The organism is Paraburkholderia sp. 32 (assembly GCF_050435345.1).
GTDB lineage: Bacteria > Pseudomonadota > Gammaproteobacteria > Burkholderiales > Burkholderiaceae > Paraburkholderia > Paraburkholderia tuberum.
On sequence record NZ_JBNDKD010000001.1, the window covers coordinates 676238 to 690525 of the forward strand.

General features: G+C 66.2%; 9 protein-coding genes and 1 pseudogene. 5 read left to right on the forward strand and 5 right to left on the reverse strand.

What is annotated here, in order from left to right; genetic code table 11:
* Positions 1-56 precede the first annotated feature (56 nt).
* Genes treZ through treY form a run of 3 tightly spaced genes read left to right on the forward strand, consistent with a single transcriptional unit; the run spans position 57 to position 7026 of the window.
* Positions 57-1961, forward strand: a complete 1905-nt coding sequence (treZ, locus tag OKW26_RS03175; RefSeq protein WP_429352657.1) for a malto-oligosyltrehalose trehalohydrolase — start codon at positions 57-59, stop codon at positions 1959-1961.
* Positions 1958-4162 carry a 4-alpha-glucanotransferase gene (malQ, locus tag OKW26_RS03180; RefSeq protein WP_429352658.1) on the forward strand — a complete coding sequence of 735 codons (2205 nt, stop codon included), beginning with the start codon at positions 1958-1960 and terminating at the stop codon, positions 4160-4162. Before treZ ends, malQ begins: the two co-directional genes overlap by 4 nt.
* Entirely contained in the window at positions 4159-7026 is a 2868-nt protein-coding gene (treY, locus tag OKW26_RS03185; protein ID WP_429352659.1) for a malto-oligosyltrehalose synthase, read from the forward strand. Before malQ ends, treY begins: the two co-directional genes overlap by 4 nt.
* Before the next feature lie 40 nt (positions 7027-7066).
* Here treY and OKW26_RS03190 read toward each other — a convergent pair whose 3' ends face one another.
* Together OKW26_RS03190 and OKW26_RS03195 are read right to left on the reverse strand one after the other, a co-directional pair.
* Positions 7067-8410 (reverse strand): hemolysin family protein, encoded by a 1344-nt coding sequence (locus OKW26_RS03190; RefSeq protein WP_184057533.1) that lies wholly within the window; start codon positions 8408-8410, stop codon positions 7067-7069.
* 91 nt (positions 8411-8501) lie between these two features.
* Positions 8502-9323, reverse strand: a complete 822-nt coding sequence (locus tag OKW26_RS03195; protein WP_184057535.1) for a sensor histidine kinase — start codon at positions 9321-9323, stop codon at positions 8502-8504.
* 195 nt (positions 9324-9518) lie between these two features.
* On the opposite strand from OKW26_RS03195, the gene OKW26_RS03200 reads away from it, so the two are divergent.
* Positions 9519-9860 carry an FKBP-type peptidyl-prolyl cis-trans isomerase gene (locus tag OKW26_RS03200; protein WP_090808322.1) on the forward strand — a complete coding sequence of 114 codons (342 nt, stop codon included), beginning with the start codon at positions 9519-9521 and terminating at the stop codon, positions 9858-9860.
* A gap of 19 nt (positions 9861-9879) precedes the next feature.
* Positions 9880-10668 (forward strand): helix-turn-helix domain-containing protein, encoded by a 789-nt coding sequence (locus OKW26_RS03205; RefSeq protein WP_429352660.1) that lies wholly within the window; start codon positions 9880-9882, stop codon positions 10666-10668.
* Between the two features lie 84 nt (positions 10669-10752).
* Here OKW26_RS03205 and OKW26_RS03210 read toward each other — a convergent pair.
* From OKW26_RS03210 to OKW26_RS03220, 3 genes and pseudogenes are all read right to left on the reverse strand, one after another.
* A pseudogene (locus OKW26_RS03210) lies at positions 10753-11950 on the reverse strand (O-succinylhomoserine sulfhydrylase).
* A 141-nt stretch (positions 11951-12091) separates the two neighbouring features.
* Entirely contained in the window at positions 12092-13642 is a 1551-nt protein-coding gene (gene purF / locus OKW26_RS03215; RefSeq protein WP_090810350.1) for an amidophosphoribosyltransferase, read from the reverse strand.
* A gap of 89 nt (positions 13643-13731) precedes the next feature.
* A complete protein-coding gene (locus OKW26_RS03220) occupies positions 13732-14283 on the reverse strand; it encodes a CvpA family protein (RefSeq protein WP_184057541.1) in 552 nt (183 codons plus the stop codon).
* Positions 14284-14288: the final 5 nt, after the last annotated feature.

Genomic DNA, 14288 nt, shown 5'->3' on the forward strand with positions numbered 1-14288 from the left:
CTTGCGTTGCGTCGCATTGCCGTCCAGGCTCGTTAGCAGATTCGAATGGTGAAGACATGTCTGAAAGTCCGATTGATCCTCACACGCATCATTACGCGCACTGCCTGCCGTTCAGCGCGCAGTTGATCGGCGCGAGCGGCACGCGACCGCGCACGCGGTTCCGTTTTTGGGCACCGTCGTGCAGCAGCGTGCAGGTGGTGGTCGAAAACGGCCCCGCGCAAGGCACGCACGACATGGCTCCGACCGGCAACGGCTGGTTCGAGACCACCGTGGAGAGCGGCGGGGGCACGCTGTATCGGTTCCAGCTCGACGACGGGCAGGCGGTGCCCGATCCGGCCTCGCGGTTCCAGCCGCGGGACGTGCACGGCCCGAGCGAGGTCATCGATCCGCGCGCCTACCATTGGGAACACACCGAATGGCACGGCCGGCCCTGGGAAGAAACGGTGCTGTACGAATTGCACGTCGGTGCGATGGGCGGGTATGCGGGCGTGCAAAAGCGCCTGCCCGAGCTCGCCGCGCTCGGCGTCACCGCCATCGAACTGATGCCGTTGAACGACTTTCCCGGTCGTCGCAACTGGGGTTACGACGGCGTGTTGCCGTACGCGCCCGACTCCGCATACGGCCGCCCCGAAGAACTGAAGGCGCTGATCGACGCCGCGCATGGTGTGGGCCTGATGGTGTTTCTCGACGTCGTCTACAACCACTTCGGACCGGACGGCAACTATCTGCATAGTTACGCGGAGCCGTTTTTCCGCGCAGGCGTGAACACGCCGTGGGGCCCCGCGATCGACTTCGAGCGCAGCGAAGTCAGCGACTTCTTCACCGACAACGCCGTCTACTGGATCAACGAGTACCGCTTCGACGGACTGCGCTTCGATGCGGTGCATGCGATCGACAATCCCGGGTGGCTGCGCGAGCTGTCGGACCATATTCGCGCGCGCGTGCAGCAGGGCCGTCACGTGCATCTGGTGGTCGAAAACGAGCACAACCGCGCGAGCCTGCTCGGCGCGCATTTCGACGCGCAATGGAACGACGACGCGCACAACACGCTGCACGTGCTGCTGACCGGCGAAACCGAAGGCTATTACCACGCGTATGCCAACGAACCGATTCGCCGGCTCGCGCGAGTGCTGGCCGAAGGCTTCGCGTATCAGGGCGAGCCGTCGCCGCTGCACGATGGTGCGCCGCGTGGCGAAGCGAGCGCGCATCTGCCGCCGACGTCGTTCGTGATGTTTTTGCAGAACCACGATCAGATCGGCAACCGTGCGTTCGGCGAACGTCTGCGCAAGCTGACCTCGGATGACGCGCTGCGCGCCGCGACCGCGTTGCTGTTGCTGTCGCCGCAAATTCCGCTGCTGTTCATGGACGAGGAGCATGGTTCGACGCAACCGTTCCTGTTTTTCACCGATTACACCGGCGATCTCGCCGACGCCGTGCGCGAAGGGCGACGCCGTGAATTCGCCCGCTTTGCCGCGTTCAGCGATGAGAAACGCCGCGCGCAGATTCCCGATCCGAACGATGCCCAGACCTTCGCCGCCTCGTCGCCACCCGCGCCCGATGTACAGCCGACGCCGGATCGGCTCGACTGGATGCATTACTACAAGTCCGCGCTCGCGGTGCGCGCGAAGCTGATCACGCCGCGCCTGAAACATACGAAGGCGTGCGGCGCGACCGTGCTGCGCGATGCCGGCGGCGGCGACGCGAACGCGCTGATCGCGCGCTGGAAACTCGGCGATGGCGAAACGCTGTCGATCGCGCTGAATCTGTCGCAGCAGAACGTCGCGTTCGACGCCATCCCCGACGGCAAGATCATTTTCGAAACACCGCCGCGCGCGCGCGAACAGGCCGACGCGCGGGTGTTGCCCGCGCATGCGTGCATCGCGTGGCTGACCGGCGACATCAACGAATTCGCGAGCCGCCACGATGCGCGCATCGCATCGCACGAGGAGCAGCGCGCGTGACGACCCGACGCCCCAACGACAGGCTTGCCGCGCTCGCCACCCGCGCAGGCTTCGAGGTGGAGTGGCAGGACGCGCACCATCATACGCAGCACGTGCCGGAGAAGACTCTTGGCACGCTGCTCGAACGCATGGGTCTGCCGTGCGGCAACGCCACGGATATCCGCCACAGCGCCGCTGCTCTGGAGGCCGAACTATCGGGCCGTAGGCTGCCGCCGCTGATGACCGCGGTGATCGGGCGTGGCATCGCGCTGCCCGCGGCCGCGGTCAGGTCGGGCAGCCATTACCGGATCGAGCTGGAGAGCGGCTCGATCATCGACGGCCGCTTTACCGCGCCGAAAGGCGAGGAAGCGCTGCTCGCGCCGATCGACGAAACCGGCTATCACACGCTCGTGATCAACGACCAGCGCATGACGCTCGCGGTCGCGCCGCCGCGCTGCTACACCGTCGCCGACGCATGGCGCACGCTGCACGGCGGCGGCGGAGAAGGCGAACGCGAAGCCGCGCCGCCCGCGCCGCCGCTGTGGGGCATCGCCGCGCAACTGTATGGCTTGCGCCGCACCGGCGACGGCGGCATCGGCGACTACACGGCGCTCGCGCAGCTTGCGCGGCACGGCGCGCAGCGCGGCGCGCACGCGCTCGCCGTCAGTCCGACCCACGCGATGTTCAGCGCGCAGCCCGAGCGCTTCAGCCCGTACGCGCCGTCGTCGCGTTTATGGCTCAACGTCACGCATATCGATCCGGCCGCGGTGTTCGGCGCGGATGCGTCCGCGTCCGCATCGGCGCAGGCCGGCAACGCGTGGTCCAAATACGAAGAGCTGCCTCTGATCGATTGGCCGCACGCGACCCCGCTGAAGCTCACGGTTTTGCGCGCGCTTTACGAGCAGTTCAGCGCCAACGAGCGCCCGCAGCACTCGCCGCGCGCGCTCGAATTTCACGGCTTCTGCGAACGCGCGGGGCGCGCGCTCGAAGATCATGCGCGCTTCGAAGCGCTGCAGGCCGCGCAGCTCGCGCAAGGCGGCGACGGCCATTGGCGCAACTGGCCCGATGCGTTGCGCGACCCACGCAGCCCCGAGGTCGAGGCGTTCGCCGCCGCGCATCGCGACGAGGTCGACTTTCATCTGTTCCTGCAGTGGCTGGCATCGCGCGGCCTGTTGCACGCTCAGCACACCGCGCGCGAAGCCGGCATGGCGGTCGGCCTGATCGCCGATCTCGCGGTGGGTTGCGACAGCGCCGGCAGTCATGCATGGTCCTATCCCGACGACATGCTGCAGGGCGTGTCGGTCGGCGCGCCGCCCGATCTCTTCAACCAGGCCGGCCAGTCGTGGGGACTCACGACCTTTTCGCCGCGCGCGATGCGCACACAAGGCTTCGCCGCGTTCATCGACATGCTGCGCGCGGCGTTCGCGCATGCCGGCGGCATCCGCATCGATCACATCCTCGGCTTGCGGCGTCTGTGGCTCGTGCCCGAAGGCGAAAGCGCGCGCAATGGCGCATATCTGCGCTATCCGTTCGAAGACCTGCTGCGGCTGATCGCGCTCGAATCGTGGCGGCATCGCTCGATCGTGATCGGCGAGGACCTCGGCACCGTGCCGTCCGGGTTTCGGGAGCGGCTCGACGAGCACGGCATCGAGGGGATTCGCGTGCTGTGGTTCGAAGGCGCCGCCGACGGCAACGGCTTCAAGGCGCCGGCCGATTGGGACCGGTACGCGGTCGGCACGACGACCACGCACGATCTGCCGACCGTCGCCGGCTGGTGGCGCGGCAGCGACATCATGTGGCGCAACCGCATCGGCCAGACGATGGCGCGCGCCGACGGGCGCGATCCCGAGGAAGCGGCGCTCGAAGAGCGCGCGCAGCAGCGCGCCGACTTGTGGCGCGCGTTCCAGCAAGCGGGCGTGGCCGCGCCCGAGGTCGCGCCGCCGGACGCCGACAACGCGCCGGTCGACGAAGCGCTCGCATTCGTCGCCGCGACACCCGGGCCGCTCGTCACGTTTCCGCTCGAAGACCTGCTCGCGCTCGACGAGCAGCCGAACCTGCCGGGCTCGATCGACGAACATCCGAACTGGCGCCGCCGCATGACGCTGCCCGTCGACGCGATGTTCGACGACCCCGTGTTCACCGACCGCCTGCTGGCTGTCGACGGCGCGCGCCGCGCCGCCGCGCGTTCATCCAACACTTCCGCGGAGCCTGACACGCCATGACCGTTCCACGCTCCACACTGCGCCTCCAGTTCCATCGAGGCTTCACGTTCGACGACGCCGCGCGGCACATCGACTACTTCGCCGCGCTCGGCATCAGCCACCTGTACGCGTCGCCGATCACGACGGCCGAGCCCGGCTCGATGCACGGCTACGACACCGTCGATTACACCGAGGTCAGTGCCGAATACGGCGGCGAGGCGGGCCTGAAGCACCTCGTCGACAAGCTGCGCGCGCACGACATGGGGCTCATCGTCGACATGGTGCCGAATCATATGGGCGTCGGCGGGTCGAGCAACGCGTGGTGGCTCGACATCCTCGAATGGGGCCGCCACAGCGCGTATGCGCGTCATTTCGACGTCGACTGGCATTCGCCCGATCCCGCGCTGCGCGGCAAGGTGCTGCTGCCGACGCTCGGCGCGTCGTACGGCGAAGAACTGGCGGCGGGCCGCATCGGGCTGCATTTCGAGGCCGACAGCGGACGCTTTCATATCGGCTACGGTCCGCACGTGTTCCCGATCTGCCCGGTCGATTACGCGGCGATCCTGCAAGGCGCCGACCGCGCCGATCTGAGCGCGCTCGCGAATCGCTTTCAGGGGCTCACCACGCAGCCCGCCGATCAGCCGCGCGCCGCCGAGGCGCGCGACGCGCTGCGCGAGTTCGTCGCGCGCGAAGGCGAGTCGGCGATCGAGTTCGTGCTGGAGACTTACGCGCCTGAGGATCCGGTCACGCGCGACCGGCTGCATCGGCTGATCGAGCGGCAGCATTTCCGGCTCGCGTGGTGGCGCACCGCCTCCGACGAAGTGAACTGGCGGCGCTTCTTCGACATCTCGACGCTCGCCGGCGTGCGCGTCGAGCGGCCCGAGGTGTTCGAGGCGGTGCACGCGCTGATCTTTCGCCTCTATCGCGAAGGGCTCGTCGACGGCTTGCGGATCGATCACATCGACGGGCTCGCCGAGCCGCGCGAATACTGCCAGCGTTTGCGCCAACGGCTCAGCGAGTTGCGCGACACCGCGCCGTATGTGGTGGTGGAGAAGATTCTCGGCCGTGGCGAGCCGTTGCGCGACGACTGGCCCGTCGACGGCACGACGGGCTACGACTTCATGAACGACGTCGGCGCGCTGCTGCACGATCCGGCCGGCGCGGACCCGCTCGCCGGTACGTGGGCCGAGCTCACCGGCCGCAGCGCGCGCTTCGCCGATGAAGCGCACGCGGCGCGGCGCAAGATTCTCGCGGAAAACTTCTCGGCGGAACTGGACCGCGCGGCGCGCGCGCTGCATCGGATCGCACGCGACTCGCTGAGCACGCGCGACTTCACGTACCCGGCGCTGCGCCGCGTGCTGACCGAACTGGTCGTGCATTTCCCCGTGTACCGCATGTATCCGCTGGGCGGACTGCGCAGCGCCGCCGACAACGTCTATTTCGAGGAGGCGCTCGCGGGCGCGCGCGCTTCGCTGCCGCGCTCGGACCATGCAGCGCTCGAGCGCGTGAATGCGTGGCTCGGCGGCAGCGCCGAAGAGGCCCCGCCCGCGCGGCCCGGCGCGCAGTCGCAGCAGCAGGCGCAAGGCGGCGGAGCGTCGCCGCATGCGGGCTCGTCCCGGCGCAGCGCGCAAACGCTGTTTTCGCAGCTGACCGCGCCGCTCGCCGCCAAGGCGATCGAGGACACCGCGTGCTATCGCTACGGCCGTCTGCTGTCGCGCAACGAAGTCGGCTCGGACCCGGGCGAGTTCGCGCTGTCGGTGGAGCAGTTTCATGCGGGCAATCTCGAGCGCGCGCAACGTTTTCCTCATGCGATGCTTGCGACCGCCACGCACGATCACAAGCGCGGTGAAGATGTGCGCGCGCGGCTCGCGGTGCTCAGCGAGATCGCCGACGAATGGGGCGCGACGTTGCGTGCATGGTCGACGTTGAACGCGCCGCAGCGTCGAGCGCTCGACGGCACGCCGATCAACAGCGTGAGCCAGGACAAGAGCGACGCATGGGCTCCCGGCCCCGCCGCCGAGGCGATGCTGTATCAAACGCTGGTGGGCTGCTGGCCGCCGCCGCTGCGCGCCGACGACGAAGCCGGCGTCAAGGAGTTGGCCGAGCGGGTCGCGCAATGGCAGTTGAAGGCGCTGCGCGAGGCGAAGCTGCAAACCAGCTGGCTCGCGCCCGACGAAGCCTACGAAGCCGGCTGCCGCGAATTCCTGTTCGGCATCCTTGCGCCGCAGCGGCGCGACGCCTTTCTGAAGGAGCTGTCGGCGTTCGTCGAGCGCATTGGTCGCGCGGGCGCGCTCAACAGCCTGCAGCAGACGGTGTTGCGCGTCGCGTCGCCTGGGATCCCTGATCTTTATCAAGGCACCGAGCTGTGGGACTTCAGCCTCGTCGATCCGGACAATCGGCGCCCCGTCGATTTCGCGAAACGCGAGGCGTGGCTGCCGCAGACGCAAACGCCGCCGTCGGAATTTCTGGCGGACTGGCGCGACGGGCGCGTAAAGCTCGCGGTGATCCAGCGCGTGCTGGCGTTGCGCGCGCATCTGCCGGAGCTACTGAGTCAGGGCGCGTATCTGCCGCTCACGGTGCGCGGCGCGCATGCGTCGAGTGTGATCGCGTTCGCGCGGCGGCATGGCAATGCGTGGGCCGTGGTGATTGCCAGCCGGTTGGCCGCGCGACTGCTTGGCGATGATGCTGGTCTGCCGCTCGTCGAGCCGGCGCAATGGGCGGATACGGCCATCGAAATGCCGCCCGATCTGTCGGCGCGTGCGCTGTTCGATTGGCTGAGCCCCGCCGCGCCGAAAGTCGACGATCACGGGCTGCTGTATCTGCGCGACGCGCTCGCCGCGATGCCGGTCGCGGTGTTGGTTGAGGATGGGGTACCTCGAAGCTGAGGCGGCTAAAAAGGGTTGAGGCTTCGGGTTGGCTCGGCCCTCAACCGCCCTCGTCGTCGAACAGCTTCGGATACACGCGCACGAGCACGATGCGCGGTCCCTTCATCTTCTTGACCACGACGTCGAAGTCTTCGAACTCGACGCGCTGCCCTTCGCTCGGCAGATCGTTGAGCGCCTGGATCACGAGCCCGCCCACCGATTCGGCCTTGCCTTCATCGATGTCGATACCCAGAGCACGTTCGAGCGACACCACCGGCAAGCTGCCCTTGCCCATCAGCGTGCCGTCGTCCATGCGGGTCCAGTCGGCGTCGCCCTGGCGGAATTCATCGTGGATCTGCCCGACCAGCGCGCCGAGCAGGTTGTCGAGCGTCAGGAAGCCGATCGGTTTCGCGTTCTTGTGGCCGACCAGCGCGAAGTGCGGCGCGCCCTTGCGAAAGCGCCGGAACAGATCGAGAGCCGGCATGTCCGGCTTCACGTACTGCACGGGGCGGACGTAGCGCGACAGGTCGTCGAGCGTGCTGCCCGCCTGGCGCGCGAGCAGCAGGTCCTTCAGATGGATCATGCCGGCCACGCGTTCGCCGGATGCATCCTCGAACAGCGGATAGCGGCTGAAGCGGTGCCGCGCGACCACCTGCATGTTGTCGCGCAACGGTAGATCGCGCCGCAGGCACACCATTTCATGCGACGGCCGCATCAGGTCCGATACGGTCATTCGCGAGAAGTCGAGCGAGTGCGCGATCGTGTTCCATTCGTCCTGGCTGTACGCGCCGGTCGACGCACCGAGTTCGCTCGCGACGTTCGCGCGGCGGCCGCGCAGGATCAGCTTGAGTTCCTCGGTCGAGTAATGCGAGTCGTGACCCTGGTCGGTATCGAGCCCCGCGGCCTTCAGCACCGCGTTCGCGCTCGTGTTGAGCAGCCAGATGGCCGGGTACATGGCCCAGTAGAAACCGTACAGCGGCGTCGCGGTCCACAGCGAAATTTTCTCCGCCTCGCGAATCGCGAGCGACTTCGGCGCGAGTTCGCCGACCACGATATGCAGGAACGAAATACACGAAAACGCGAAGAACAGTGAAATGCCATGCATCAGCTTCTCGGACTCGACGCCGATCACGGTGAAAAGCGGCATCAGCAGTTGCGCGAACGCCGGTTCGCCGATCCAGCCGAGGCCGAGCGACGCGAGCGTGATGCCGAGCTGACACGCCGACAGATACGCGTCGAGCTGTCCGTGCACCTTCGCGAGCAGACGTCCGCGCATGCCATGCTGGGTGGCAAGGCTTTGCACGCGGGTCTGCCGCAGTTTGACCAGACCGAATTCGGCGGCGACGAAAAAGCCGTTGAGTGCAACCAGAAACATTGCACCGATAAGAGCGACAACCTGGATCAAAGCGACGGGCTCCGGCAACAAAAGTTGTCAGTATAGGCGCTGAAAGCTCGATGAATTCTTGATTGTGCGCCAACGCATTCGCGCGCGACGCTCATTTCGGCGCCGCCGCGCTGAACGGCACGCGCAGCACGAGCGTGGCGGGGGTCGCGGTGACGCCGTCCGCTTCCGTCGTATCGCTTTGCTCGAAGCTTCCGCCGTGCGCCTCCGCGACGCGTTTGCACAACGCGAACACCCACGCGATGCGCTTCGCCTCGCGCGGTTCGCCCGCCTGCTTGCGCGCGAACGCTTCGAGCACATGCGGCAGCGCGGCGTCGTTCAACGCGGCCTCGTTCGGCTCGTACGTGACGCTCGCATGCCATGTGCCGTTGTCCGCGCGCGCGGCCAGTGCGACCTCGGTGCCCCGCGCGCTCGCTTCGACGGCGAACGTCAGCATCAGCCACGCCGCGGCGGCGAGCCGAGCGCGGTCGCCGTTCAGTTGCTCGGTGGCGATCTGCGAGTCGAGCCGCACTTCGACGCCGCGCGCGCGGGCGAGGCCGGCGCGGACTTCCTCGACGGTTTCGTCGAGCAGCGGATGCAGCGGAAAGGGTTCATACGTGAGCGCGAGCGATTTCGTTTCGGCGCGCGTCGCATCGACGATCGTCTCGAGCAGCTTCACCTGCTGATCGACGCCGCTGCGAATGCCGGTGATCGCGCGCTGCGAATTGGGATCGTTCGCGTCGAGCTTGCGCTCGAGCACGTACGCCCAGCTATGAATCGCATTCAACGGACCGCGCAGGTCGTGCGACACCAGCGACAGCACGTGATCGCGCATGAACAACGCGGTTTCCGCGCGCAGCAGCGCGCTGCGTTCGGTGATGACGAAGCCGGCCGACGCCGGCTGGGCGCCAGCAGTCCCGTTGGGTGACGTAGTCACGATCGAGTCCTCTCAGGCAATGCTGGATGATGGGGGGAAGCCTCATTATAGGCATCCCGTTCGGACCGACCAGTCGAGGCCGAATCGCGACGCGGGACGCAATCCGCATGCCATGCGCGGAACCGGACCAGACTCGGCGATCGACGTCAACGCGCCTACAATGTCGGTTTTACGTTTTGATCTGAGGAGCAACGCATGTCGACTGTGACGACCGAATCCGGCCTGAAGTACGAAGATCTCGTGGAAGGCACCGGCGCCGAAGCCGTGGCCGGCAAGACCGTGACCGTGCATTACACGGGCTGGCTGACCGACGGCCAGAAGTTCGATTCGAGCAAGGACCGCAATGACCCGTTCGCGTTCGTGCTGGACGGCGGCATGGTCATCAAGGGCTGGGACGAAGGCGTGCAAGGCATGAAGGTCGGCGGCAAGCGCAAGCTGACCATTCCGCCGCAACTCGGCTACGGCGTGCGCGGCGCGGGCGGGGTGATTCCGCCGAACGCGACGCTCGTGTTCGAAGTCGAACTGCTCGAAGTCTGAGTCACGTCTGAGTATTGTCGTGAGCCACGCCGCCGTCACCGCCCCCAACGTTTCGCTGCGCTGCTATGGCGCGATCGAAGCGTCGGACGTGCACGACTTCCACCAGGTCGTGCTGGGGCTCGACGGCGCAATGGTGATGGCGGTAGACGGCGTCGCCGAGCAGATCGACGCCGGCTCCGCATGGCTGATCCCGGCCGGCGCGCGGCACGATTATGCGGGTGTCGGCACGAACCGGCAGCTCGTGCTCGATTTGCCTGCGGCGTCGCTGGCGGTGCCCGAGCGGTTGTTCGAGCGCGCGCGCGCCGTGGCCGTCGATCCGTCGCTCGCACAGCTCGTGCACGCGATTGCCGCGCATGCTGCGGGCGGCGTGGGCGAAGCGCAAGATAATGCCTTCGGTCACCGTCGCTTTCATTGGGATGCTGCGGCACGCCTAGGCGCCGCGCTTGTCGCCGATTCCGGGGCACTTGCCGGTGTGCAGAGCGAAGGCGTTCGCCTCGATTTCGCGCGCATCGACCGCTGGCTGCGCGCGCATCTGTCCGAGCCGCTGAAGATCGCGGACCTCGCCGCGCACTGCGGTTTCGGCATGCGGCGTTTTCATCAACTGTTTATCGATGCGTTCGGCGAGACGCCGCATCGCTATTTGCAGCGGCTGCGGCTCGACACGTCGATCACGCTGCTTGCGGAAGCGCGTCTTTCGTTGATCGATATCGCGCTCGAGATCGGCTTCGGCGATCAGAGCGCTTACACGCACGCGTTCACGCGGCGTTTCGGGCTGGCGCCCGGGCAGTGGCGCGCGTTGCGGCACTGAGCGTGACGGAGGTGGCGCGGAGGGCTTTGAGACCCTTGAGGCCATTTGAAGCCTGTATGCCGCGCACAGGTTTTGCCCTGCCTGTCAGCTTTCGAGCCCACATTGCAGATCCGCACGGATATCACCCGCGTTTTCAAGCCCCACCGCAAGCCGGATCAGACCTTCGCTGATGCCCGCCGCCGCGCGCGCTTCGGGCGTAATGCGGCCGTGCGTGGTCGTCGCCGGATGCGTGATCGTCGTACGCGTGTCGCCCAGGTTGCCCGTGATCGAGCAAACTTTCGTGCCGTCGATCACGCGCCATGCGTTCGTACGCATCTGCTCGGGCGTGTCGCCCTTCAATTCGAACGACACGATCGCGCCGCCCAACTTCTGCTGACGCATCGCGAGCGCGTGCTGAGGATGCGATTCGAGCCCCGGATAGAACACGCGATTGACGGCCGGATGCGAGTCGAGCCAGCGCGCGATTTCGAGCGCATTCGCCGACTGCTTCTCGACGCGTAGCGACAACGTTTCCATGCCTTTCAACAGTACCCACGCGTTGAACGCGGACAGCGTCGGCCCGGCGCTGCGTACGAACGGAAACACCTTTTCCATGATGATTTTCTTCGAACCGACCAGCGCGCCGCCGAGCACACGGCCCTGGCCGTCGAGGAACTTGGTCGCCGAATGCATGACGACGTCCGCGCCGAGCTTCAGCGGCTGCTGCAACGCCGGGCTGCAGAAGCAGTTATCGACGACGAACAGCGCATTCGCGGCCTTCGCGATCTTGCCGATCGCTTCGATATCCGACACTTCCGTCAGCGGGTTGGAAGGCGTTTCGAGGAAGAACATCTTCGTTTCGGGACGCACCGCTTCGTTCCACGCGTTCAAATCAGTCGGATCGACGAATGTAGTCGTAATGCCGAACTTGCTGAAGATCTGCGAGAACATGCCGAGCGTCGAGCCGAACAGCGCCCGCGAGCTGACGAGGTGATCGCCCGCCTGCAACGTCGACATCACGGACCGACATGATCGCCGCCATGCCCGAAGCCGTCGCGATGCAGGCCTCGCCGCCTTCGAGCGCGGCCAGACGGTCCTGGAACATCGACACGGTCGGGTTCGAGAAGCGCGAGTACGTGAAATAGTCCTCGGAGTTTCTGAAGCGTTCGGCGGCGTCCGCGGCGCTCGCGAACACGAAGCTCGAGGTCAGGAAGATCGCTTCCGAGCGCTCGTTGAAATCGCTGCGCACGGTGCCCGAGCGAACGGCCAGCGTGTCGAAGTCAAAGTCGTGGAAGTCGTCCATGTTGGTTCTGGTCTCCAGGTTTCCGTGGCTGCTTCCGTGCCTAAATGAGGCAGCAACAAAAAAGCCCGCTTTTGCGTCGGCATAAGCGGGCTTCATGTACGGGGAGGCTGGAGCCAGGGCGGACGACTGTCGCGTGTACGCTCAACCCACCGACAGTTGCAGATGCAGCTGCGAACGCGCCGGGCCGCCACCGTCGATCGCTTCGCTCGCGGCATCGCGATCCGATTGCGACGACGGCGCGAGACGCGCGCTTTCGATGCGGTCGAGGTATTCGGTCGTGATGTCGCCGGTCACGTAGTTGCCGTCGAAGCACGAAGCCTCGAACTCCTTCAGCGCCGGATTGATATCGCGCACCGCCTGCTTCAGCGCATCGACGTCCTGATACACGAGGTGATCCGCGCCGATCATGCGCGCAACTTCCTCGTCCGAGCGGCCGTGCGCGACCAGTTCGCCGCGCGTCGGCATATCGATGCCGTAGACGTTCGGGAATTTCACCGGCGGCGCCGCCGACGCGAAAATCACCTTGTTCGCGCCCGCATCGCGCGCCATCTGCACGATTTCATGCGACGTCGTGCCGCGCACGATCGAGTCGTCGACGATCAGCACGTTCTTGCCCTTGAACTCGATGTTCATCGCGTTCAGCTTCTGGCGCACCGACTTCTTGCGCACCGCCTGCCCCGGCATGATGAAGGTACGGCCTACATAGCGGTTCTTGAAGAAGCCCTCGCGATACTCGACGCCGAGCTTCTTCGCGACCTGCATGGCGGCCGGGCGCGACGAATCGGGAATCGGCATCACCACGTCGATTGCGACGTCGGGCAGCTCGCGCCTGATCTTCTCGGCGAGGTAGTCGCCCATGCGCAAACGCACGTTGTAGACCGGCACGCCGTCGAGCACCGAATCCGGACGCGCCAGATACACGAGTTCGAAGATGCAGGGGTTCAGGCTCGTGGTCGTCGCGCATTGCTGCGAATGCAGCTGGCCTTCGGCGTCGATGAAAATCGCCTCGCCCGGCTGCACGTCGCGCACGAATTCGAAACCGACGCCTTCGATCGCCACCGATTCCGACGCCAGCATCCACTCGACGCCGTCAGCCGTTTCCCGTTTGCCGAGGCACAGCGGACGGATGCCGAACGGGTCGCGGAGACCAAGCAGGCCGTAGCCAGCGATCAACGCGACGATCGCATACGAGCCGCGCACCCGCCGATGCACACCCGACACCGCCTTGAACAGTGCGGCCGGATCGAGCTGCAGACCCGAGCTCGACAGTTGCAACTCGTGCGCGAGCACGTTGAGCAGCACTTCGGTATCGGAATTGGTGTTCACGTGGCGGCGATCGATGCGGAACATCTCATCTTTCAGCTGCTGCCAGTTGGTGAGGTTGCCGTTATGCGCGAGGATGATGCCGAACGGCGCGTTCACGTAGAACGGCTGCGCTTCTTCTTCGCTCGACGCCGAACCGGCGGTCGGGTAACGGACCTGGCCGATGCCCGTCGTGCCCGGCAGGCTGCGCATGTTGCGCGTGCGGAACACGTCGCGCACCATGCCGTTGGCCTTGTGCATGTGGAAATTGCTGCCGTTCGCCGTTGCGATGCCGGCGGCGTCCTGACCGCGATGCTGCAGAAGCAGCAGGCTGTCATAGATCAGCTGGTTGACCGGGGAATGGGAAACTACGCCTACGATGCCGCACATGGCATGTCCTTCAAAGGTACGAAATTCGTGATGGCGACCGGTGCCTGCGACCGCGCCCGCGCTTTCATGCGACGGCACGCGCTACGACGTCAAGGCAGCCGGTATGCGCCGGAGTCCTGTTGCGCATTGCTCGGGGCGCCCGAATCGTCCACATGGACGTAAGCGGCGAGCGCCTCGGGGAGCAGCGGTTTCATTGCGCGTACGCCCGCAACCGCATACGGACGAAGCAGCGCGTTGCGCCAGAATTCCTCTTTGGGCAGTTTAGTCAAGCCTGCGAGGGCGACCAGAATCAGCACCAGAACGACCCCACGCACGAGGCCGAACATCAAACCGAGCGAGCGGTCCGCACCACCCAGTCCCGTGACCTGCACGAGGCGGCTGAGCAGCGCGCTCACCACGCTCGTGACCAGCACTACGCCGATCACCACGAGCGAAAAAGCCAGCAGCCACTGCGTCAACGCGCCGCCTGGCCAGGTAGACGGGATATACGGGACCACGTAGCCCACGAACTCGCAAGCGATGAAAAACGCCGCGACCCAGCCGATCAAACCAAACACTTCCGACAGCAAACCGCGCCAGGCGCCTCGCAGCGCCGACAAACCGATCACCGCCATTACAGCGTAGTCGAAGGCAGTGAACATCGCTC

What these genes read in the sequence shown, in the direction of transcription:
- treZ (WP_429352657.1), top strand. Translation starts at nt 57, where the DNA reads ATGTCTGAAAGTCCGATTGATCCTCACACGCATCATTACGCGCACTGC.
- treY (WP_429352659.1), top strand. Translation starts at nt 4,159, where the DNA reads ATGACCGTTCCACGCTCCACACTGCGCCTCCAGTTCCATCGAGGCTTC.
- OKW26_RS03200 (WP_090808322.1), top strand. Translation starts at nt 9,519, where the DNA reads ATGTCGACTGTGACGACCGAATCCGGCCTGAAGTACGAAGATCTCGTG.
- purF (WP_090810350.1), bottom strand. Translation starts at nt 13,642, where the DNA reads ATGTGCGGCATCGTAGGCGTAGTTTCCCATTCCCCGGTCAACCAGCTG.
- OKW26_RS03220 (WP_184057541.1), bottom strand. Translation starts at nt 14,283, where the DNA reads ATGTTCACTGCCTTCGACTACGCTGTAATGGCGGTGATCGGTTTGTCG.